This is a genomic window from Marinobacter salinisoli (assembly GCF_017301335.1).
Taxonomy (GTDB): domain Bacteria; phylum Pseudomonadota; class Gammaproteobacteria; order Pseudomonadales; family Oleiphilaceae; genus Marinobacter; species Marinobacter salinisoli.
This window is the reverse complement of the sequence record NZ_CP071247.1, coordinates 3,543,170-3,565,574: the sequence shown is the minus strand read 5'-3', so window position 1 is coordinate 3,565,574 and position 22,405 is coordinate 3,543,170. Positions and strand designations below refer to the sequence as shown.

Sequence of the window (22,405 nt, the reverse complement as noted above, 5' to 3'; positions counted from 1 at the left end):
CCCAGCCAAGCTGGTCGGTTCGGGGAAGACACCGCTTCCATTAGCTGCGGCTGGTCACTTCCAACAGGTGATAGCCGAACTGGGTCTTGATCGGCCCGATCACGGTATTCAGTTCGCTGTTGAACACCGCTTTGTCGAATTCCGGAACCATCTGGCCCGGGCCGAAGCTGCCCAGGTCGCCACCGTTGCGGCCGGACGGGCAGGAAGAGTGTTGCTTCGCTACTTCGGCAAAGTCCTGACCACCTTCAATGGCTTTTTTCAGTTCTTCGCATTTGGCTTCGCTGTCTACCAGGATGTGACGTGCAGTGGCCTGTGCCATGGTTATTCTCCTATCAATGCATGGGTACATCAGAACGGGCATGCTGCCGTGACCCCTGGTCAGAGGCAAGCCCTTTTTATCCGTGCTTTTGCGGTCTCACAGTTGAACTGGCAAACCTGTACAATGCCGGCTTTTCCCGTCGCTGCCTGTGCATTCAAGCACGGCCGCCCTCTAATTCTATAGGTTTTTTCTTGATCTCCACCGCCAATATCACCATGCAGTTCGGGGCCAGGCCCCTGTTCGAAAACGTTTCGGCCAAGTTTGGCAACGGCAACCGGTATGGCCTTATCGGTGCCAACGGCTGCGGAAAGTCCACGCTGATGAAGATTCTGGGTGGCGATCTGGAGCCTTCTGCCGGCCAGGTCATGCTGGAACCGAACAGCAGGCTGGGTAAGCTGCGCCAGGACCAGTTCGCTTATGAGAACTTCACGGTGATCGACACCGTAATTATGGGCCACGAGGAGCTTTGGCGGGTCAAGAACGAGCGGGACCGTATCTATTCCCTCGCAGAAATGAGCGAAGAAGACGGCATGGCCGTGGCGGATCTGGAAGTCCAGTTCGCCGAAATGGATGGCTACACCGCAGAATCCCGCGCCGGCGAACTGTTGCTTGGCCTGGACATTCCGCTGGAAGAACATGACGGGCCGATGAGTGCGCTGGCACCGGGCTGGAAGCTTCGAGTGTTGCTGGCTCAGGCGCTTTTCTCTGATCCGGACGTCCTGCTGCTGGACGAACCAACCAACCATCTGGATATCAACACCATCCGGTGGTTGGAGAATATTCTGGTGTCGCGCAACAGCACCATGATCATCATCTCTCACGACCGCCACTTCCTGAACAGCGTCTGTACTCATATGGCAGATCTGGACTATGGCGAGCTGCGGCTGTTCCCGGGCAACTACGATGAGTACATGACCGCTGCGACTCAGGCCCGCGAACGCATGCTGGCGGATAACGCCAAGAAAAAGGCGCAGATTGCCGAACTGCAGCAGTTTGTCAGCCGGTTCTCGGCCAACGCCTCCAAAGCCAAGCAAGCCACGTCCCGTGCCCGCCAGATCGATAAGATCCAGCTGGAAGAGGTGAAACCCTCCAGCCGCGTGAGCCCGTTTATCCGATTTGAGCAGGGCAAGAAGCTGCATCGTCAGGCTGTCACGCTGAAGGATCTGACCAAGGGGTTCGACGGCGAAACCTTGTTCAACAAGTTGAATCTTCAGATCGAAGCCGGGGAACGCGTTGCCATCATTGGTCCCAACGGTATCGGCAAAACCACGCTGTTGCAGTGCATGGCAGGCGCCTATGAGCCGGACGGTGGTGAAGTAAAGTGGACGGACAGTGCCGAAGTCGGCTACTTCAATCAGGATCACACCGCGGATTTTGCCGCCGATGACACCCTGACCGACTGGATGGCGCAATGGACCAAGGGCGGCGAACAGCTGGTTCGCGGCACATTGGGGCGAATGCTGTTTTCCGGTGATGACATTGGTAAATCCGTGCAGGTTCTTTCCGGTGGTGAGCAGGGGCGCATGTTGTTTGGCAAACTGATTCTGCAAAAGCCGAATGTGCTGCTGATGGATGAACCCACCAACCACCTGGATATGGAATCCATCGAGGCGCTGAACCTGGCGCTGGAGAACTATCCGGGCACGCTGATCTTCGTGAGCCATGACCGGGAGTTTGTTTCGTCGCTGGCGACGCGGATTATTGAGTTGAGTGCCGATGGGGTGACTGACTTTAGTGGCTCTTATGATGATTATCTGCGGAGTCAGGGCTACTTCTAACCTTGTTAAGACGGGGGCTGGACAAGCGAGGCGGGCTGTCCAGAACCCGCTCAGGCACATCCCTGTGTCGCTTGAGCTTCGCCATCCATGGCTCAGCACAGTTCTGGTCAGCCCGCCTCGCTTGCCCGATCAGGCTTCATTGCCTGTGTCCTAGCCGAACGAGGAATCGAATGTGAACGAAACAGCGCTGATTGAAACAACGCGAAAATGGGTCGAAGACGTGGTGGTCGGGTACAACCTGTGTCCGTTTGCCAAGCGCGAGCTGGTCCGGGACCGGGTTCGATTTGTGGTGTCTGATGCCAAGGATGAAGATGCGTTGCTTCAGGATCTGCATGCTGAGCTTCGTCGCCTGGACGACCAACCAGAGATTGAAACCACATTGTTGATCCACCCGGATGTATTGCAGGCATTCGGACCCTACAATGAATTTCTGGATGCGGCCGATGGCTTGCTTGCGTACCTTGAGATGGAAGGCGTTTACCAGATAGCCAGTTTCCATCCGGATTATCAGTTCGAGGGAGCGGAGCCGGATGCTGCCGAGAACTATACCAACCGGTCTCCGTACCCGATGCTTCACCTGTTGCGGGAAGCCAGTCTGGAGGCGGCGATTGATAACCATCCAGATGTGGATGGTATTCCTCAGAGAAATATTGAGCTGATGGAAAAGATTGGTGTAGAAAAAATGCAGGCGGTGTTAAGGGCTTGTTTGCACTCTGGTGGGAATTCAGGGGGCTCCACCTGCGATAGCTCGGAGCTTTGACCAGGGAATCACATTTTTAAAGGTGAGGAAACACGTGGGACTTCTTTTCGAGCAAATCGATAGCCAACCCTCCGAAATCGGAGAGATCACCCTGCGTCGGCGCCGCATCCCGGCGATCGGCAACCGCGATATCTTCGAAGTAAAGCTCGGGGAAGAGTTCCTGATGTCCAGCATGTTTGTGGACGCCGAGGTGGCGCTGTCGGACATCGGCCTGGAGGCAACGCCGGGTGACAACCTCAGTGTGGTTGTTGGCGGGCTTGGCCTCGGCTATACGGCGGTTGCCGCGCTCAAGCACCAACGGGTGGGGGAGTTGCTGATTGTTGAGTACCTGGAGCCGGTCATTCGCTGGCATCAGCAGGAAATGGTGCCATTGGGGGCGGATATAAACGCCGATGCTCGGAGCCGGTACGTGCATGGCAGCTTTTTTGATCTCGCCATCGCCGAGCCTTCAGAGGGCGGCTTTGACCCTGAGTCGCCCGGCAAAACCTTCGATGCCATTCTTCTGGATATTGATCACTCGCCCCGGGCCCTGCTTCACGATTCCAACGCCAGCTTCTATACCGTCGCCAACATTGGCCAGATGGCTCGGCAGATCAAGCCGCAGGGAATCTTCGCCATGTGGTCCAACGAGGGTGAGGATGAGGAATTTATGGCGGTACTGAGGGAAGTGTTTGTCGATGTGGCCTGCCACGTCGTCACTTTTTTCAATCCGTTTCAGAACAGGGAGTCTTTCAACACCGTTTATGTCGCCCGGAAGCCGGGCTGAATTTATCGGGGGCGCTCTACCTGTGATAACCCATCGAACCCGACCCTTCAGTAGTAGTCAGCGGTTGCCCGACGCCGTGGAGCCAGTGGTTCAGCATGAGCCGGAACAGGCCGGGGCGCTGCTTGCCGAGTTCGTTCGAGACCATCCGCGACTGATGGTGCTCACCGGCGCCGGTGTCAGCACGGATTCCGGCATTCCGGATTACCGCGACGGCGATGGCGCGTGGAAACGCAAGCAGCCTGTTCAGCATCAGGTGTTTCTGGACAGTCACGAAGCCAGGCAGCGCTATTGGGGGCGCAGTCTGATCGGCTGGCCCCTGATCCGTGATGCCCGGCCCAACCCTGCCCATCATCACATCCGGGAGTTGGAGCATCGCAATCACTGCCCGCTGGTGGTCACGCAAAATGTCGACCGCCTGCACCAGCGAGCCGGTTCCCGATCGGTGATCGACTTGCACGGCCGGGCCGATGAAGTGCTCTGCATGAGCTGCGGCTACCGTTGCACCCGTGATGAAGTCCACGACCGGTGCGCTGATCTGAACCCGGGCTTTACCGGCCTGAGTGCCGGGGTCGCGCCCGATGGGGATGCCGACCTCGACGTGGAGTTCTCCGGTTTCAAACCTGCGGATTGCCCCAAATGTGCCGGCATCCTGAAACCGGATGTGGTGTTTTTCGGGGATTTCGTGCCCAGGCAGCGGGTGGAAGCCGCACTGGATGCGCTCCGCCAGAGTGATGGGCTGCTGGTAGTGGGTTCGTCGTTGATGGTGTACTCGGGCTTTCGGTTTTGTCGCTATGCGAGCGAGTGGGGCAAGCCCATCGCCACGCTGAACCTGGGGCGGACCCGGGCGGATGAATTGGCGGACCTGAAGCTTAACGCACGAATCGGGGAAACGCTGGAAGCAGCCTTGCGGCTGATCTAGAGGTGTGAGCCGGGCGTGGGCCGGGGTTGGTTTTGAAAATCGATCTGCCCGGATACAGAAAGGCACCGCCCGAAGAGGGTGGTGCCTTCAATCGCTATCTCACGAAAATCGGCGTGTTTTACCCTTTAGCGATTTTTCTGGCGCGGCGGGAAGCCAGGCCTGCGACACCCAGCGCGAGGAGTGCGAGGGTGGACGGCTCGGGAACAGCCTTGACGTTGAAGTCGTAGCGATAGGTGACGTCTGCATCTGCATAGAAGCCGCTGGTGCGGAAACGGTGTATTTTGAATGGAGCGATCTCAACAAAGGTTTCGCCGTTCTTGATTTCGCCCTGGAAAAGGTCGCCAGCTAATGTCTGGGCACCGTCGCTGTTGTAATTGCCATTGCCACTGCCACTGAACCAAGCCTGGAACGTGCCTGAAATGAGCTCAAAACCCTCCTTCACGATAATGCCTATCTCGTCGATATCTCCTACGTTAGCAGTACCCAGAATAGATAGGGCTCCTTCTTCGAGGCGCCAAATCGACATACCGGACAGACCAGTTCCAATGTCGCCATCAGTAGCTTCGTCGTAAATAAGGCCGGCATTAGTAGAGAAGGACAGAGTGAGTAATAGAGCGCCAATCCCTGCAACTATTTTTTTCATCATTAACTTCCTTTTTCATATGAATGAGGGTCTTGCAGGGGGTAAATAAGCAAAAGAAATGCCGGTTAAATAAAGTGTTTTTTATCAGAAGGTTATGATTTTGTTTTGGGCGACATGTAAAATAAGTGGACACTTATATTTTAGGGCTTGCTTGCACCGAACAGGTAGTTTCGGGCTGATTGGTCGCACTCTTTTCCGTTCCCGAATAAAAAAGCCCGCTCGGAAGCGGGCTTTGTCGTTTCAGGTTGTGAGGCTTACATCAGGTTGTAGATGAACACCACAGCAACCGCAACCGGCGTGAAGTACCGCACGGTGGTGTACCACAGGCGGAACATCGGCTCGGACAGCGACAGCTCGTTCTCGACCGCCTGGCGGGACATCACCCAGCCGACGAACACAGCCACCAGCAGGCCACCCAGCGGCAGCAGGATGTTGGCGGTGAAGAAGTCGAGCAGGTCGAAGATGGTCTTGCCTTCGAACATGGCGATGCTGCCCAGCGGTGCGAAGTCGGACCACAGGTTCAGCGACAGGATCGAGGCAATACCCAGCGCCCAGCACACCAGGCCCGCACCCAGGGTGCTCACGGTGCGGTTCATGCCCTTCTGCTCTTCCAGCCACTCAACGATGGGCTCCAGCAGGGAGATGCCGGATGTCCAGGCCGCGAAAATCAGTAGGACGAAGAACAGGGTGCCGAACAGGCTGCCCATGGGCATCTGACCGAAGGCCAGCGGCAGGGTCTGGAAGATCAGGCCAGGACCTGCACCCGGCTCGAGGCCGTTAGCGAACACGATCGGGAAGATCGCCAGGCCAGCCAGCAGGGCCACACCGGTGTCGATGACAGACACGGTGATGGAGGTCTTGGCGATGGACACGTTCTTCGGCAGGTAGGAACCGTAGGCCATCATCACCGCCATACCGAGGCTCAGGGTGAAGAAGGCGTGGCCCAGGGCAACCAGCACACCGGAGGTGGTCAGCTTGGAGAAGTCCGGCTGGAACAGGAACGCCGCCGCACGGCCAAATTCGCCGGTGGTCATGGCGTAACCAACAACCAGCAGCAACAGCACGAACAGGCCGGGCATCAGGATGCTGACCGCACGCTCAAGGCCAGAACGAACACCGCGGGCTACCACCACCATGACCAGCGCCATGAACACGGTATGCCACATCAGCAGGGTGAGCGGGTCGCTCAGCAGGCCGGAGAAGATCGCACCGATGGCATCGGCAGACTGGCCCACCAGCTGGCCGCTGGCTGCCGTACCCACGTAAGAGGCAGCCCAGCCGCCAATCACAGAGTAGAAAGACAGGATCAGGAAGCCGGCCAGAACGCCGACGGCGCCAATCATGCGCCAAAGGGGGTTGAGCCTGTCGCGCTCGGCAATCAGACGAATGCTGTTGACCGGACTGCGACCACCGCGCCGGCCGATCAGCACTTCACCCATCATGATGGGGATACCGACCACCGCAATACACAGCAGATACACCAGCACAAAGGCGCCGCCGCCGTGTTCGCCGGTGATGTAGGGGAACTTCCAGATATTACCCAGGCCCACCGCAGAACCGGTGGCGGCCAGGATAAAGGCCAGGCGTGAGGACCAGAGGCCACGCTTGGCGCTGGCACCTTCCTGTGCTCCGGTATACGTTGTGCTGCCGGATTGTGATACGGACATAGCTGTCTCCTGCTAGTACTTGTTTTTGTAAGGGGAAACAGAGGCTGTGACGGGCACAGCCTCATAGGTGGTGTTGCCGCTGTTCAGACCGCGCGCGCCAAACGTTCGGGCAGGGTGCTGACATGGGCAACGTGCTTCTTGAACCGCTCCTCGGCCAGCTCGTTAGCGATCACGCCAGTGGGGCGGCCGCTGTCGTCGGAGCGACGGAAGATCTCGGCCAGGGTGTCAGCGATGGTTTCCACGTGGGCGCGGGATTTCTCGGCAGAGCCGGAGGTGCGCTCGTAGAACACATCGATGATGCCGCCAGCGTTGATGGCGAAGTCCGGGGCATACAAAATGCCGCGGTCTTTCAGGGCCTGGTCATGGTCCGGGCGCTCCAACAGGTTGTTGGCGGCACCGGCAATCACAGACGCTTTGATTTCAGGGATCGTGCTGTCGTTCAACACGGCACCCATGGCGCAGGGGGCAATGACGTCCACCGGCAGGGTCAGGATGTCCTCGGCCGCGGCCGGCTTGGCCCCCAGTTCGTCCACGGCGCGCTTCATGTTGTCCTCGTGGATGTCGTACACCCACAGCTGGGCGCCGGCGTCCGCCAGGTGCTTGGCCAGGCGGAAGCCCACGTTGCCAATGCCCTGGATGGCGACTTTCAGGCCCTTCAGGCTGTCGGTGCGAAGCTGGTGCTTCACCGCCGCTTGCAGGCCGATGAAAGTGCCGTAGGCGGTGGCCGGGGACGGGTCGCCATTACAAGGACGGCCATCAATACCGGTGCGCTCAACGATGCCGGCAACGTGCCGGGTATGACGGCCCATGATTTTCAGGTCAGAGACACTGGTGCCGGAATCTTCAGCGGCAATGTACTGGCCACCGAGACCGTCAAGATGCTTGCCCATGGCTTCCAGCAGTGCTTCGGTCTTGTGCTTGCGCGGGTCACCGATGATCACCGACTTACCGCCGCCCAGATCCAGGTTGGCCAGGGCGGATTTGTAGGTCATGCCCCTGGACAGGCGCAGCACATCACGCAGCGCTTCTTCGTCCGAGGCATAGGGGAACATCCGGCAGCCGCCGAGGGCGGGGCCGCGAGAGGTGTTGTGAACGGCAACAATGGCTTTCAGTCCGGTTTCCGGATCGCAGAAAAAGGACAGATGCTCGTGGTTGTCGAATTCGGGATGGCTGAATACGTTCATGGCGTTTCACCTTTCTCGTTAAGCCACCGCTGCCCTTGTGGGGCCTGCGGTGGCGGGGTTCTTGTTGTTAGATTGCCGCGTTGGCGATTTGTTGATGTTCCCGTGCGTTTGGATTCAGTTCCGCACGCAACTGGGTCCGCTCCTTGCGGGTGGCCTCATAGGCTTTTTCCTTCACCGGGCCATAGCCGCGGATCTTCGCGGGCAGGTTGGCCAGGGCACGGGCGGCGTCGGCGTGGTCGCTGCTCAGGTTTTTGAGCAACCAGTTAACATCCGCCTCGTAGTCACGAATCAGCTTGCGCTCCAACCGGCGATCGGCGGTGTAGCCGAACGGGTCCAGCGGGGTACCGCGCAGCCCTTTTGCTCTGGCGAGCAGGGCAAAGGCCTTCTCCATCCACGGGCCGAACTTCATTTTCTTCGGGCGCTCGCCGTTCCTGGCGCGGCTGAAGATCGGCGGAGCCAGGTTAAACTCCAGCTCCACCTCGCCCTCGAACTCTTCCGCCAGTTGCTTGCGCAAGTTGCCGTTGCTGAACAGACGCGCCACTTCGTACTCGTCCTTGTAGGCCAGTACCTTGGCGTAGTTTTCCGCGATGGTGCGCAGCAGCACCGGATCACTGCCCAGTTGCTTGGCAATGCGGGCTTCGGCCTGACGCACCAGCTTCTCGTAGCGCTTGGCCAGGGCGGCGTTCTGGTACTCGGTCAGGAAGTTCATCTTGCGACGGATCAGCTGATCGGTGGTTTCCATGATCTGTACCACGTCGCCCTTGGGCTTCGGGAAGGCCAGGCCTTTGACCCGGTCCAGATCGTGAGCCGCCCGGCGGCCCCACAGGAACGCCTGCTTGTTCTTGTCCACAGCTGCGTTGTTCAGTTCGATGGCGCGCTCAATGGAAGCCGCGCTCAATGGCAACAGGCCTTTCTGGTAGGCAAAGCCGACGGTGAACAGGTTTACCGCCATGTTGTCGCCCATCAGAGCCTTTGCCAATTTGCCGGCATTCAGGAAGTGACCGCCGTCTTCGCGGCAGGCTTCGCGAATGCTTTGCTCCATGGATTCACCTGGGAACTGAATGTCCGCATTACGGGTGAAGGCAGCCGGCATGGCTTCTTCCACGTTCACCACACAGCGGGAGAAACGGTTGTCCAGCTTGGCGAGGGCGTCGTCCGTGGCGGCAACCATCAGGTCGAACGCCATCATCAGGTCGGCTTCACCCGCCGGGATGCGAACCGCGTGGATGTCTTCCTGCTTGTCGCTGATGCGGATGTGACTGACCACCGCACCGAATTTCTGGGCCAAACCGGTCTGGTCCAGCACAGACACGCCTTTGCCTTCCAGGTGGGCGGCCATGCCCAGCAGGGCGCTGACGGTGACCACACCGGTACCGCCGACGCCAGTGAGCAGGATGCCGTAGGGGTTATGGCCATCCACAGCGATCGGCTCCGGCAGCTCGGGGAAGTCCACATCCGCACTGACGCCAGCCGGCTTCTTCAGCTTGCCGCCTTTGACGGTGACAAAGCTCGGGCAGAAACCACGCACGCAGGAGAAGTCCTTGTTACAGGCGGATTGATCGATGGTGCGCTTGCGCCCTTCCTCGGTTTCCTTCGGCAGGATGGACAGGCAGTTGGACTGGATGCCGCAATCGCCGCAACCCTCACACACATCGGAGTGAATCATCACGCGCTGATCCGGGTCCTCCATGGTGCCGCGCTTGCGACGACGGCGTTTCTCCGCGGCGCAGGTCTGGTCGTAGATGATCACTGAACAGCCTTCGATTTCGCGCATCTCGCGCTGCAGGGCGTCCAGATCGTCCCGGTGATGGAAGGTGGTGCGATCGGCAAAATCAGCCCGGGATGGGTACTTGTCGGGCTCGTCACTGACCACGGCAATGCGGCGCACACCTTCACCGTAGAGCTGGTGGCTGATCTGCTGCACCGTTAAGGTGCCGTCCACCGGCTGACCACCGGTCATGGCGACCGCGTCGTTGTACAGGATCTTGTAGGTGATGTTGGAACCGGAGGCGATAGCGGCACGGATGGCCAGCAGGCCAGAGTGGAAGTAGGTGCCGTCACCCAGGTTCTGGAACACATGTTTTTCTTTGGTGAACGGCGCCTGACCCAGCCAGGTCACACCTTCGCCCCCCATCTGGGTGAAGGTGTCGGTGCCCCGTTCCATCCAGGTGGCCATGTAGTGACAGCCAATGCCGCCCAGGGCGCGGCTGCCCTTCGGGACCTGGGTAGAGGTATTGTGCGGGCAGCCGGAGCAGAAGTGCGGGGTGCGCTCCAGGCGATCTTTTGGCTGCGCCAGGCTGTTCTCTTTCTCGGTCAGAAAGTTCAGGCGACGGTGCAGCTGGTCGTTGCAGACGCGGTCACCGAGGCGGGAAGCGATGGCGCGGGCCACCATGGCCGGTGTCAGCTCGGAGATCACCGGCAGCAGCTCTTCACCGTGCTCGTTGCGCTTGCCGATCACCAGCGGGCGCTCTTTGTCCTGCCAGCTGTAAAGCTGGGTCTTGAGCTGGTCTTCAATCAGGCCGCGCTTTTCCTCAACCACCAGGATTTCTTCCAGGCCGGAAGCAAATTCGAAAATACCTTCCGGCTCCAGCGGCCAGGGCATGGCGACCTTGTACACGGTCAGGCCGATGGCCTCGCGCTCCTGCTCACCCAGGCCCAGGTCGGCCAGCGCCTGAATCACGTCCAGGTAAGCCTTACCGGTGGTGATGATACCCAGCTTGGGCTGGCTGGCGGACAGCACGGTCTTGTCCAGACGGTTGGCCCGGCAGAACGCCTTGGCGGCTTCCAGCTTGTAGCGGTGCAGACGTTCTTCCTGCTGCATGGGTTTGTCCGGCCAGCGGGAGTTCAGGCCGCCTTCGGGCATCTGGAAATCCCGGGGAATCTGGATGTCGATGCGGCTCAGGTCCAGGTTGGCGGAAATGGATGAATCCATGTTTTCAGCCAGTGCCTTGAAGCCAACCCAGCAGCCGCTGAAGCGGGACATGGCCCAGCCATACAGGCCCATGTCCAGAATGTCCTGAATGCCGGCCGGGTTCAGCACCGGCATGCCGGCATCCATGAAGGCGTAGTCGCTCTGGTGGGGCAGGGTGGAAGACTTGCAGGCGTGGTCGTCGCCCGCTACCGCCAGTACACCGCCGAAGCGGGACGTGCCTGCGGCATTGGCGTGCTTGAAGACGTCACCGGTGCGGTCAACGCCCGGACCCTTGCCGTACCACAGACCAAAGACGCCGTCGTACTCGGCGCCTTCGAAAATATTAACCTGCTGGGAGCCCCACACGGCGGTCGCGCCGAGGTCTTCGTTAATGCCTGGCAGGAAGTGAATGTTCTGTTGCTTGAGGTAGTCGCGGGCTTTCCACAGGACTTTGTCGAAGCCGCCCAGTGGTGAGCCGCGGTAGCCGGAAATGAAACCGGCGGTATTCAGGCCGCTGGCCTTGTCGAGCTGGGCCTGAAGCAGGGGCAGGCGAGCCAGGGCCTGGCTGCCATTCATGTACACGGCGCCGGAGTCTTTTTCCCAGACGTCGTTCAGGCTGGCGTTGCGCAGTTGTTTCTCTTGCATGGTGTTCACCGTTTCCACAAATCGTCGGGGCACGCGCGCAGTGCATTCCATGCGCTGTGTGCCGGAATCAGTTCGAGTTCAGAAAGCGTGCCGGGCAGCCGTCAGGCTGGCAGCTTGAAACGCAGTCGAAGTCGGTTGCTGATGTCAGAGTCGGCCGGTATGGCCTTGGGAAACGGTCGGCGGGACTGTCGGCGTGCAGGGTGCACCAGTCCTGATCGATTGGTCATTGCTGGCATTTTGAAATCCTCTCCACCTCTCCGGATCACGGTTTGGGTGGCCATCTTGTTTTTGTAGACCGGCTTTTGGCCGTACTTCTGATTTCAATTGTCCACCGTTGATGTTGGCTTGCCCTTTTGGGGCTGGACGGGAAACACGCTAGTCAGTTTTCTGGGGGAGGTCAATGTTCAAAACTTAGGCAAAAAGGCGTAGATGATTTGGATGGCCGATAACGTCTTGTCCGCCTGAGAAAAAAAATAAGTGACGAAATGTTTAAGAGCAGCATGGCCGGAGGCGAACAATTCTTGAGCTGTCGTTCGGTATTTCCCTATTCGCCGAAAAGCGGATCTCGCTTAGCTTGCTTAGGATGTCTGCCGCATCGTTTTCCTACCAGATTCAGCCCTGCAAAGTCCGTCAGGAGTTTGTCCGGCTTTTTCCCATCTCCCTGTTTGTGGTGGCGTTCGGTGCTGCCTTTGGATTGGCCGCCACCCAGAAAGGTCTGGAGCCACTGCAAGCCTTGCTGATGAGCGGGGCTGTGTTTGCCGGCGCATCCCAGTTTGCCGCCATCGATATGTGGAGCGGCCAGGTGTCGGTATTGCCGCTGATGGCGGTGGTGTTTGCCATCAACTCGCGCCATTTGCTGATGGGGGCCTCGCTGTACCCCATGCTCAAAGACCTCAGCCCTGGCAAGCGCTACGGCGTGCTGCTGTTGTTGACCGATGCCAACTGGGCAGTGTCGGCCCAGGATTACCAGAACGGCCGTCGTAACCTGGAGGTCATCCTTGGGGGCGGCCTTGTGCTCTGGCTGGCCTGGATTGTCGGTACCTGGCTGGGCGTTTACTTCGGTGGTTTGCTGGCTGATCCTCAAAGCCTGGGGCTGGATATGGTGCTGGGCTGTTTCCTGTTGGCCATGGCTCTGGGCGGCAAGCAGAAATCGGTTCGAACCCTCACAGCTTGGGCGGTGGCGGCAGTGGCCTCGCTGTCTGCCTGGAAGTGGCTGCCTCCACACACGCACGTGGTGGCTGGCGCATTGGCTGGCGGACTGGTGGGTTACTTCTGGCTGGAAAAGCCTGCGGCGGTAGAAGCGGATGCGGGAGGTGACTCCCAATGACCATTGAAACCACTGCTGTCGGCACCCTGGCGCTCATTGCCATCATGACCGCCGTTACCGTCGCCACCCGTTTCGGGGGCGTGTTCATCATGTCCTATCTGCGCATCAGCCCAAGGGTGGAGAGCTTCATCAACACCATGGCCAGCTCGGTGCTGATCGCCATTGTGGTGCCCATGGCGTTTGCCGGCGATGTCGGAGCGCTGGCGGCTCTGTCCGTCACCGCCATCATGATGCTGGTGCTGAAAAAGCCCCTGCCAGCCATTGGCGCAGGTATCGCGGCGGCTGGCCTGGTGCGTTATCTGATGTGATCTGGTCTCTGCGCCTGTTTCACTCCATGAAGTCCAGCACTAAGGCGTGTACCAGATCGGACTGGTAATGGCCCGCTCCTGAGACACGTAAGTCGCATCGTCAGGCATCTCATCCTTCAGGTCATAGAATTTCCGGTCATAGGCCAGGAAAGTAGGTGTCGGAATCTCGATCACGCGCATGTAATAAAAGGCCCGCTGATCCGGGTCGAAGTTCGGATCTTCCCAGTAGGCTCCCAGAGTGGCCGAACCAATCGAGTTATCGTAGCTCGCATCATCAACATCTACAGTGTTGCCAACCGGTTCCTCCGCTCGGCCATCGCTGTTGATCGTGCGATCGCCGGCAACGGCGATGTCGTAGATTCGCTCTTGGGTGTTGCCCTTAGCGTCGAGCCAGCCCTTGATGACCTGGATTCGGTCCAGATTGGCACCATCCGGGTCGCGCAATGCGCGCACCAGAAAGCGGGGTGATTTATCCGAGGGTGCCTCTGACAAATCGCCTCCCATGGGAACCCCCACTTCATAGGCATGTTCGGCCAGGTTCGACTTGTAGAGGTCGTCCTCGGTGAAATCGAAACCGCCAAATACCCTTACCCGAATGCGGGTGCCGGATGTTGCATAGACCTCGCGGCGTTTGAACGCATCCCAGATTGCCTCCCGGGTGTTCTCGCGGGCCCACACGGCCGCCAGGCCAGACGCGTTGAGACTCAGCGCGTTGATGGAAAGGCTGTCGTCGACCGGCGACTTGATCAGCACGTCTTTCCAGCGCTCGGGGCTGGGTTCGACGATGTTGGCCTTGCCGAACCAGTTGTTCTCCTCGGATGAGGCCAGGCCACCATGGGCATCGGTACTGCCGATCATCCCAAACTTGAAAGGGTTCTCGCCCAGCTCTTCCTCATAGGCCAGCCCACTCTTCAGGGCTTCCCGGGCGTACTCGTACTGCAGCATGTCGTCGGTTTTGGCTTCAGTGCCGTTTAGATTGGTACCGTCGATCAAGGCAAAATCTGCGAACTCATCGTTTGGCGAGAGAAACGGATGGGCTTCGCCGTAACCTTTGGGCTGGATAACCTCGACCACGGGCTCCCATTCACTCCGGCGGTTGGCATAATCGGCATCCAGCGGTTCCTGTGTGGTCAGTGTGGTGGGTGCAAACATCATACCGTTCGACAGATTGCCGTTATGAGGAATGGCCAGCGCCCTGTCCCCGGTTTTCTTTTCATACTCTGACATCCAAGCCCAGAGGTCCTCCGGATCCCGGCTGTCATACTGCGAAAATGGCACGATCTGGGAAGCCGCTTCCTTGCCGCCCCGAAACAGAACGTTCCGATGAAGGTTGTTACCATCGACGTTCGTGGTCCACTCGAATCCGATGATGGCAGTGAATCGACCCGGCTGGTTGTATTTTTCCGCCATATCGATAATTTCGTTCCAGGCGGTGCGTGACATCGACGGGTCTTTGATCGGGTCCTCCGCCTTGCCTTGGTGGCTCAGCCAGTCCAGAAAGGCCTCGTACCCGTTTCCGGCTTTCACCATGTCGTGGTATCGCTTTGCTTGCGGGTTGTCTAAAACCACTGGCGCGCTTCTGTCGATCAGCGGTGCCAGGCCGAGGTTTTCCGCGTGATCCGCCACCACCAGAAAGTCCAGTGGCCGTTTGAGCTTGGCCCGCAGGCCGGTGCTGCTTTCAACCTCATAGCCCAGAGCGAAGCGATAGGCGCCCTCCGGCGTTACCGTATTGCCACCCATGCCAGCATCCACGGAATAGGACGTGTGCAGGTGGGTGTCACCAAAGTACACCGTATTCGGAAACGTTTGTTCTGGGTAAGGCGAATAGATCTGATCGGGGTCTACCTCTGGAAAACGCGCCTGGGCGTTTGCTGTGGAAGCGAGTGCAAAAGCCAAAACAAGAGGTGCGACCATCCTGATAGTCGGAGAGATCATGCCTTCGAGCTCCATGCCGTTCGTTTAAGAAGTACGGAAAGGACAGAGTCAGACAGCAATCGTGATTCTGTGCAGAGACAGCTTCTTGGAAGTGTAGCCGCTGCCGATGACAGCGAAAGTTTGCCCCGCAGCGGCTACACGACGGGTTGTCAGGCGACAGTCAGGGTTTCCAGCCAGTGGAACATTGCTGAGCGGATATGCGGGAAGTCTTTGCCACCAATGGTCCAGTGGCAGCAGCCCGGAATTTCGATCAGGGAGGCCTGAGCACCAAACCGCTCTGCGATGCGGCGTTGAATGCGGATGGGCGTGATGCGATCAGCGGTGCCGCCGATGATCAGCACGGGGCATCGGATACGCTCCACCTCCACATGGGCCGGGGAGCGACGACGAAGGATGAGCCCCACGCTGAGCTGGAACGTGGCCATCCCGGATTCGTAGGTACAGCCCTCGAATATCTCCTGCTGAAGCTCCGCGCTCTGGCTGTTGGCGACGCCGTAGCGGATATTCTCCAACCCGACTTCCGTTACCTTGTCCCAGAGCGGAAAACGCACCAGATTTCGCCCCAGGGTCCGGATCACTGACCAGCCCAGGCCATTGATGCCCGCCGGAGCCGCGGAGGACAACACCACCAGCTGTGCACAGGGCACCCGTGCGGCCACCAGCTGAACCAGCACGCCGCCCATCGAGTGCCCCACCAGAATCGGCGGGCGTGCCTGTGCGCTTACCTGTTCCACCAGGTAGACCACGTAGTCCTGAATCCGGGCCCGGGCCAGAGCGGCCATGGAGGCATCGGTGTGATCGGCCTTGGCGAGGTGATAGGGCAGGCAGAGGGCCTGGACCTCGTAACCTTCATCAGCGAATGCATCACGGAGTTCGTGCAGCGTCTGGTCGGTGCTCCACATGCCATGCACGAGCAGTACCGGTGGTTTGTCGTTGCCGGCGTGAAGCTGGTCGTCAAGTTGTTGCGGCTTCCGTGTCATGCCGTTGCCGCCCATGGGTCTTTGTCGGCGCTGGAGCTCGCTTTCGACGCGGTCTGAAAGGCGAGAATGCCGTCATCCACCGGGTCCTCAACCAGCATCTTCTTGTCCTTGCCGTAGTGCATCGTTACCTCCCAGGGGGGCGCCTTTCCCTGACGTGGCATTCGCTCGATCGCTCGCTTGATATAGCCGGGGGCGAAGTTATCCAGGACACCGGTGTCCGTCCAGCTGTCGAAGTGGTCCACCGGCGTGGCCACCCTGAACCCGTGATCGTCCATATGCTGGAACAGCCGGCACAGGTACTGGCCACCGATATCGCATTTCAGTGTCCAGGGCGCGTTAGTGTACCCGAAGATCCAGCCATAGTTGGGCACGTCCTGAATCATGATGCTCTTGTAGCTCAGCTTTTGAGTCAAAGGCACCGGCACACCATCCAGCTCCAGTTGCAGCCCGCCCATGAGCTGAACGTCCAGGCCGGTGGCGGTGACGATGATGTCGGCGTCCAGATGCTCGCCGGACTTGAGCACAATGCCGGTTTCGTCAAAGCGCTCGATGTGGTCCGTTACTATGTTCGCCTTGCCGGAGTTCAGGCTGTCAAAGAAATCGCCATCCGGTGCCGCGCACAGGCGCTGATCCCAGGGCATGTAATCCGGAGTGAAATGCCGGATGTCGATGTTTGGCGCCTGCTTGTGCATGTGAGCGATCAGCAGCTTGCGGGCGCGTTCCGGCCAGCGCTGGCAGGCCAGATAGAGCCCTCGCTGGATCAGTATGTTGCGCTTGCGGGCCAGCAGGAAAACCCACCGCTTTGGCAGCAGCTTGCCGAGCAGCATGGAGATCTTGTCGGTGTCGGGCATGGCCATGATGTAGCTGGGGGAGCGTTGCAGCATGGTGACCCTGGCGGCTTTGTCCGCCATGGCGGGTACCACGGTAATGGCGGTGGCGCCACTGCCAATCACCACCACCTTCTTGCCCGTGTAATCCAGGTTTTCCGGCCACTGCTGGGGGTGGATGATTGCACCCTTGAAGGTGTCCTCGCCGTCGAAGTGTGGTCGGTAACCGTGATCGAAGCTGTAGTAGCCGGCACAGTTCACGAGGAAATTGCAGGTAAAGCTTCTGGTTTCGCCACTCGGTTCATGAAGTGCCGATACCGTCCATTGCTGATCGGTGCCCGACCAGTTCGCAGTGTCCAGCCTGAGGCCGAACTTCACCTTGTCGTACAGGCCGAATTCTTTGGCGGTATCCACCACGTACTTGCGAATATCCGGGCCCTTGGCAAGCACGGTGTCGGAATACCAGGGCTTGAAGTTATAGCCGAAGCTGGCCATGTCGGAGTCGGATCGGATGCCCGGGTAACGGAACAGATCCCAGGTGCCGCCCATCCTGTCCCGGCGTTCAAGGATGGCCAGAGTCTTGCCGGGGTGCTGACGGGCGATTCGGCAGGCGGTGCCGATGCCGGAGAGCCCCGCGCCAATGATGATGATGTCGTAGTGCTCCGCACTCATGGTCGTCTCCTTGTTATTCATTTATACGACTGACAGGTTCCTACTATTCCAAAGCCACGCTTGACAATCTTGACAAATCGGGACAAGTTTTTGACATATTGCGACAGGAGTGGCCGTGACGCATCTGATTCGGGTGACCAACCTCAGGGGCTTTGACCAGCTGGTCCGGGAGCGGGGCGGTGATCCTCTGCCATTGCTGGGCAAGTACCGCATTCCGCCGATGGAGCTGCGCGACGACAGCTCATTCATCCTCTACCGTCATTTGTCAGCACTCCTTGAAGATACTGCTCATGCACTGAATTATCCGGAATTTGGCCTCAAACTGGCGGAATATCAGGGCATGGATATTCTCGGGCCGGTCAGCGTCATCGCCCGAAGCTCAGCCACCGTCGGCGCTGCGATCAACAGTATTGCCCGTTATCTGCACTTGCACAGCCCGGCGTTGGCCCTGAGCAAACTGGTGGAGGGCAACGGCAGCGGGCAGCGCGTTCGTTTCGCTTTCCTGATCGACGACGATGATGCCGGCGGCTATCGCCCCCAGGCCTACGAACTCAGCCTGTCCAACTCCATGCAGGCGATGAAGCTGTTGTGCGGGGAGTGCTTTGACCCGATCAGTGTGCATTTCAAACACCCGCGGGCGGGCTCGGAGCAGGCCTATCGGGAGGTTTTTCGATGCACGCCGCAATTCAATGACAGCTGGTGCGGGTTTTGTCTGAACCCCGACGTGTTCGACATTCCCCTGGCCAGCGCCGATCACCAGACCTGGCAACTGGCCGAGCAGTACCTTGCCTCCCAGCAGGCACCCTTTGCCGAGACCCTGTCCGAGGATGTCGCGCGGCTGATCAACACCCTGCTGCCCACCGGCAAGTGCAGCAGCGAAACCATTGCCTCACACCTGAATATGCATAAACGTACTCTTCAGCGCCGGTTGTCTGAGGAGGGTGTGACCTATGAGCAGTTGCTGAACCGGGAGCGCAAGAAACTGACCCGCCAATACCTGACAGAGCCGAACCTGAAACTCGGCCAGATCGCCGGCCTGGTGGGCTATTCCGAGCAGTCTGCGTTTAACCGTGCCTGCAAGGATTGGTTCGGGGCGACGCCGCGGGCGGTCCGGACGGCACTTGATCAGGGCAAGTAATCGGGCATCAGAAATTCTGGCCCCGCCACTGCTCGAAACGCTCGACTTCGTCATTCAGGGTTTTGAGGTGGCCATTGATGAGCTGTCTGCTACCGCCGTGGGCAATCAGATACGACCCGGGCCCGAAGGCGGGCGCAATGCTCACCGCGGTTTCCTCGGGCAGACTCCGCCCCGCCTGCGAACGTAGTGTCAGCCAGGACATCGGTCAGGCCTTTTTCCAAGCCACCAGGGGGCCGGGCTGAAAAAACAACGACCCATTAACATCAAGAGGTGACTCGGCGATGCCCAGCCAGAAGGCAATCCCTGCCATGGCCAGATCGAAACCCAGCCAGAAAAACAGAATGATCAGCCACCATCGCCAGGAAATGCGCCGCCAGTCCAGCAGACGGCGAGCCAGATCCGCGACTTGCCTCTTACCTCCGGTCAGCGCCGCCAGCCCCAGTCCGGCCAGCAGCGGGCTGGCACCGCCCAGCAGGAACCACACCAGGCCTGGCAGTGTCCACACCGATTCGTCTGACAGCAATACCGGAAGCCAGAAGAGATAGGCCCACCCCAGATAGATCAGTGGAAACCCCAGGCGTGGGTGTGCGATCGCCCACCGCCTCGTGCGGTCAAAATGAGGACCGTGCTCAGGCGTCACCATTCAAGAACTCGACCGAAGTCACGTCCGCCACGAAAAATGGGAAATACCGGTCCGTGGCGAATTGGTTTCCGGCTTCCACGTGGGTGGGCAGGCGAAAGCCGCCGAAATGTCTGAACTCCGAGAGATAGCCACCGAACGGCTGCCATTGATATTTCTGCTCGGGATTGGCATTGCTCCACCGCTGAAAACGGACCTGCAGCGGTTGACCGTCCGGCCCCACGGTCAGGTCGACCGATTGAGACATGCCTCGGTGACTGACGGTCACCCGGGCAGAGTCCGCATCGATGGCCTCCCAGACGATTTCAGGGCGGGGCAGCACGGCTGCCGGTGTCCAGAAGATGGCTTCGGCCACGTAGCGGCCAAACGCGGACAGGGTATGGTCGGAATCACCGCCCAGGCGTGCCACCGGCACGAAGCCTATCAGCCAGAACCGCGTCCAGCGGTGGCTATCTGAACCGGAGAGTCCCATCAAGCCGCGCCGGGCATGCATCTTCCACACGAAGCCCTGCGGCATGGCCAGGACTTGAGTCGCTGAAAAACACAGATAGTCGGGGTTTTCCCGGTCGCCCATACCAAAACGACCGGCCATGGTGATCCGTGCCGCTGACAAAAGCGGGGTGCCGGGTTCTATCGAATACATGAAAAAGCGCCGGGCCGGGTCCGGCAGGTCAGCCACCATATCGGCGGAAAACACGGGTGGGTGGTCTGGCTGGCTGACCGCCAGTGAATGCATGACATCATGATCAGCCCGGTGGTCCATTCGCCGCCACAGGCAGAGCGACAGGCCGGTGGCAAGCAGACCGACCAGTACCACAGTGACTGCGCTCATCGCAGAACATCCTCCACTGGCCGCCTCAGGGAACGGGGCATCTCAGGGCCATGGCCGATCCGTACAGCGAGGTCCGGGCGCCGGTCACCAATGCCGATTGCCCGGGCAAACTCACCGCGAAGATTGGCCACCTCGACGGGTTGGTTGATAAACGCCGTCTTCAGGCCAAGCGCCGTCACCTGAAGGGCCAGGCGCTGGTAGCATCTGCCCGCCTCAATCCAGTGGGGGATGTCATCGCACTCTGAGTAGATCACGGCGAGGGCTGAAGAACTCTGGATGTGGCGTCGATCTTTGCTGTTCTGTTGGTTCGCAGAAAACGTGGCTTTCATGGCCAGCAAACCGAGCCAGCGTGGCACGCTCGGGTTGCCCATGGCAGGGCCGTAGAGTCCGTCACAGGTTTGCACGGCTTCATTGGCGCTGAAGCGAATCCATGATTTCAGTTCGTTGGCCCAGGCTCGGTCCGCGAACTGGGCATTGTTCCCTTTCACGACATACCCTGTGACGAGCGCTTTTCCACGCGTGTCAGTGATCAGCAGTGTTGACACACCGTCGCCACAGCCGGAGTTCTGAATATGCTTCAAGTCGGCTTCAGAGAGTGGTTTCCCGTCATATTCAGTCCGGCAGCACTGCCGATGGGGAATGGCGTCGAAAAGTGGCGATCTGGTCGGCGGGGCCGTTTCAAACTCAATGAATACCCCGGATGTCGACGCATCGAATCGGCAACGGCCTTTCAGCCCGGCGGCCTGTGCCGCAAGCATCAGGTTTTCGGTGGCACATCCCAGGCTGGCGAACAGGTGGTGGTCGTCTGGATCCACAGCAGGGCAGCGGCGAGAGACATCGGGGAGAACCCAGATGCCGTTGCGCTCGAGTTTGAACCGCCAGGGTTGGGTGTTGTGGCTGGAAGCGGCCAGGGTGGCGTAGCGTACCAGCTCTGTAAAGACGTTGGTCGCAAGATCAAGGTTGCCATGGCGCCAGGTTTTCTGGGCCTTGTCGGAATAACTCATGGTGCACCCCAAGTGTTCAGGTTGAGGAACGTTGGGCGAGCGTTTGGCCTACTCGCTACCGGACAAGCATGCCATTAATTCCGTTTCGAGAGACTCACTCAGGTCAATTCCGATGATCTCTATTCGGCTTTCCGAACAATCCTCGAGCTTAGTCTCTTCAAAAGCGTCAGCGGTTACGTTATAGCCGACCATGCCCGCGTCGGTAATGAACACGCCCTTCACCCGATCAGCCGTTACGCCTCTCAAGAAGGCCACGAGTTTGTTGCGATTGAAAGACAGTGACGGCGAAAAGCGCCAGCCAATACTTTCGTATCCCTCGCCACGATTGTGCGCCTTCAGATAACCGCAATCCGGAATCGGGGCGTCCGAGAGCAGTTCCGAGGGTTCCTCGGCATGGTGATGCGGGGCTGCTGTCGTCAGTGGGGACGTTGCACCGTCAAGCATCCCGATATCGATGATGCCGTGTTCGGTGAGCACCGTTGGTGTCTGTTCACCGGCATGCAATCGGGTGTATTCGGTGAGTCTCTCGTCATCGCCCGGTTTATACAGATCGCGTTTATTGCCGATCACGATATCGGCAATGGCGATTTGTTGGTTAAAGGTGTCGTGCCGGGTATAACGTTCATCGGCAAGCTTGCGGGCATCAACCAGGGTCAGGGTTTTCTGCAGCGAGAGAATGTCCTGATAATGCTCTGCCGACAATGCCCGGAGTACCTCGGCCGGATGGCCCAGTCCGGTGGGCTCGATCAGCAATCGATCGGGTTTCGCCCGGGCCAGTAACTGGTTCAGGGCAATTTGCATTGGTAAGCCAGACACGCAGCACATGCAGCCACCTGGGACTTCGCGGATGTACACGCCCTGATCCTGGCCATGTTGACCCTGAAACAGGCTGCCATCGACGCCAATTTCTCCGAATTCATTGACCAGCACCGCCCACCGTTCGTTGTCTGGCTTGTTGTTCAGCAGATGCAGGATGGCGGAGGTTTTCCCGACCCCAAGAAAGCCAGTAATGATATTGGTCGGAACGGCCTTGATGGGCTCTGGTGCGGTGTTCATGGGCAAGTTATATCTCCGTAGGGAACCATGGGCAGCTTTTCTGCCTAAACTGAGGGGTACTGGATTTGGCTTGAGATTCTCTTTTTCAGCGGAG

Annotated in this window: 20 protein-coding genes; 7 read left to right on the top strand and 13 right to left on the bottom strand. The window is 59.1% G+C overall.

Annotation, left to right across the window (positions count from 1 at the left end; all coding sequences use genetic code 11):
• Window positions 1–40: 40 nt before the first annotated feature.
• Window positions 41–319, bottom strand: a complete 279-nt coding sequence (locus LPB19_RS16270; RefSeq protein WP_008939100.1) for a peptidylprolyl isomerase — start codon at window positions 317–319, stop codon at window positions 41–43.
• A 191-nt stretch (window positions 320–510) separates the two neighbouring features.
• On the opposite strand from LPB19_RS16270, the gene LPB19_RS16265 reads away from it, so the two are divergent.
• The 4 genes from LPB19_RS16265 to LPB19_RS16250 all read left to right on the top strand — a co-directional run bounded on the left by LPB19_RS16265 (window position 511) and on the right by LPB19_RS16250 (window position 4,542).
• Window positions 511–2,097, top strand: coding sequence for an ABC-F family ATPase (locus tag LPB19_RS16265; RefSeq protein WP_206643924.1), 1,587 nt, complete (start codon window positions 511–513; stop codon window positions 2,095–2,097).
• Between the two features lie 172 nt (window positions 2,098–2,269).
• Window positions 2,270–2,857: a DUF1415 domain-containing protein gene (locus LPB19_RS16260; protein ID WP_206643923.1), complete on the top strand. Its 588-nt coding sequence runs from the start codon at window positions 2,270–2,272 to the stop codon at window positions 2,855–2,857.
• 34 nt (window positions 2,858–2,891) lie between these two features.
• Window positions 2,892–3,623: a polyamine aminopropyltransferase gene (locus tag LPB19_RS16255; protein ID WP_206643922.1), complete on the top strand. Its 732-nt coding sequence runs from the start codon at window positions 2,892–2,894 to the stop codon at window positions 3,621–3,623.
• Window positions 3,601–4,542, top strand: coding sequence for an NAD-dependent protein deacetylase (locus LPB19_RS16250; RefSeq protein ID WP_206643921.1), 942 nt, complete (start codon window positions 3,601–3,603; stop codon window positions 4,540–4,542). Before LPB19_RS16255 ends, LPB19_RS16250 begins: the two co-directional genes overlap by 23 nt.
• Before the next feature lie 118 nt (window positions 4,543–4,660).
• Here LPB19_RS16250 and LPB19_RS16245 read toward each other — a convergent pair whose 3' ends face one another.
• The 4 genes from LPB19_RS16245 to LPB19_RS16230 all read right to left on the bottom strand — a co-directional run bounded on the left by LPB19_RS16245 (window position 4,661) and on the right by LPB19_RS16230 (window position 11,592).
• Window positions 4,661–5,185, bottom strand: a complete 525-nt coding sequence (locus LPB19_RS16245) for a PEP-CTERM sorting domain-containing protein (protein ID WP_228289143.1) — start codon at window positions 5,183–5,185, stop codon at window positions 4,661–4,663.
• Between the two features lie 254 nt (window positions 5,186–5,439).
• Window positions 5,440–6,852: a sodium-dependent transporter gene (locus LPB19_RS16240; protein ID WP_206643919.1), complete on the bottom strand. Its 1,413-nt coding sequence runs from the start codon at window positions 6,850–6,852 to the stop codon at window positions 5,440–5,442.
• A gap of 83 nt (window positions 6,853–6,935) precedes the next feature.
• Entirely contained in the window at window positions 6,936–8,036 is a 1,101-nt protein-coding gene (locus LPB19_RS16235) for a Glu/Leu/Phe/Val family dehydrogenase (protein ID WP_206643918.1), read from the bottom strand.
• 67 nt (window positions 8,037–8,103) lie between these two features.
• Window positions 8,104–11,592 (bottom strand): indolepyruvate ferredoxin oxidoreductase family protein, encoded by a 3,489-nt coding sequence (locus LPB19_RS16230; RefSeq protein ID WP_206643917.1) that lies wholly within the window; start codon window positions 11,590–11,592, stop codon window positions 8,104–8,106.
• Window positions 11,593–12,175: 583 nt separating this feature from the next.
• Between LPB19_RS16230 and LPB19_RS16225 the strand changes: the two genes are divergently transcribed.
• On the top strand, window positions 12,176–12,919 hold the full coding sequence (locus LPB19_RS16225; RefSeq protein ID WP_206643916.1) for an AzlC family ABC transporter permease: 744 nt from the start codon (window positions 12,176–12,178) through the stop codon (window positions 12,917–12,919).
• The gene (locus tag LPB19_RS16220; RefSeq protein WP_206643915.1) at window positions 12,916–13,227 is read left to right on the top strand and encodes an AzlD family protein; all 312 of its coding nucleotides are present in this window, start codon (window positions 12,916–12,918) and stop codon (window positions 13,225–13,227) included. The genes LPB19_RS16225 and LPB19_RS16220 overlap by 4 nt, the downstream gene beginning before the upstream one ends.
• A gap of 39 nt (window positions 13,228–13,266) precedes the next feature.
• On the opposite strand, the gene LPB19_RS16215 is transcribed toward LPB19_RS16220, so the two are convergent.
• From LPB19_RS16215 to LPB19_RS16205, 3 genes are all read right to left on the bottom strand, one after another.
• On the bottom strand, window positions 13,267–15,162 hold the full coding sequence (locus LPB19_RS16215) for a DUF3604 domain-containing protein (protein ID WP_206643914.1): 1,896 nt from the start codon (window positions 15,160–15,162) through the stop codon (window positions 13,267–13,269).
• 149 nt (window positions 15,163–15,311) lie between these two features.
• Window positions 15,312–16,142 carry an alpha/beta hydrolase gene (locus LPB19_RS16210; protein WP_206643913.1) on the bottom strand — a complete coding sequence of 277 codons (831 nt, stop codon included), beginning with the start codon at window positions 16,140–16,142 and terminating at the stop codon, window positions 15,312–15,314.
• Window positions 16,139–17,641, bottom strand: a complete 1,503-nt coding sequence (locus LPB19_RS16205; protein WP_206643912.1) for a flavin-containing monooxygenase — start codon at window positions 17,639–17,641, stop codon at window positions 16,139–16,141. Before LPB19_RS16205 ends, LPB19_RS16210 begins: the two co-directional genes overlap by 4 nt.
• A gap of 115 nt (window positions 17,642–17,756) precedes the next feature.
• Here LPB19_RS16205 and LPB19_RS16200 point away from each other — a divergent pair, with 115 nt between their 5' ends.
• Entirely contained in the window at window positions 17,757–18,779 is a 1,023-nt protein-coding gene (locus LPB19_RS16200) for an AraC family transcriptional regulator (protein WP_206643911.1), read from the top strand.
• 7 nt (window positions 18,780–18,786) lie between these two features.
• On the opposite strand, the gene LPB19_RS16195 is transcribed toward LPB19_RS16200, so the two are convergent.
• From LPB19_RS16195 to LPB19_RS16175, 5 genes are read right to left on the bottom strand one after another with little or no spacing between them, the layout of a single operon-like run.
• Complete coding sequence (locus tag LPB19_RS16195; RefSeq protein ID WP_206643910.1) at window positions 18,787–18,924, bottom strand: hypothetical protein; 138 nt, start codon at window positions 18,922–18,924, stop codon at window positions 18,787–18,789.
• 60 nt (window positions 18,925–18,984) lie between these two features.
• Window positions 18,985–19,422, bottom strand: coding sequence for a hypothetical protein (locus LPB19_RS16190; RefSeq protein ID WP_206643909.1), 438 nt, complete (start codon window positions 19,420–19,422; stop codon window positions 18,985–18,987).
• Window positions 19,409–20,251, bottom strand: a complete 843-nt coding sequence (locus tag LPB19_RS16185; protein ID WP_206643908.1) for a DUF6544 family protein — start codon at window positions 20,249–20,251, stop codon at window positions 19,409–19,411. Before LPB19_RS16185 ends, LPB19_RS16190 begins: the two co-directional genes overlap by 14 nt.
• Window positions 20,248–21,255 carry an Acg family FMN-binding oxidoreductase gene (locus LPB19_RS16180; protein ID WP_206643907.1) on the bottom strand — a complete coding sequence of 336 codons (1,008 nt, stop codon included), beginning with the start codon at window positions 21,253–21,255 and terminating at the stop codon, window positions 20,248–20,250. The genes LPB19_RS16185 and LPB19_RS16180 overlap by 4 nt, the downstream gene beginning before the upstream one ends.
• Before the next feature lie 48 nt (window positions 21,256–21,303).
• Window positions 21,304–22,311 carry a CobW family GTP-binding protein gene (locus tag LPB19_RS16175; protein WP_206643906.1) on the bottom strand — a complete coding sequence of 336 codons (1,008 nt, stop codon included), beginning with the start codon at window positions 22,309–22,311 and terminating at the stop codon, window positions 21,304–21,306.
• Window positions 22,312–22,405 lie beyond the last annotated feature (94 nt).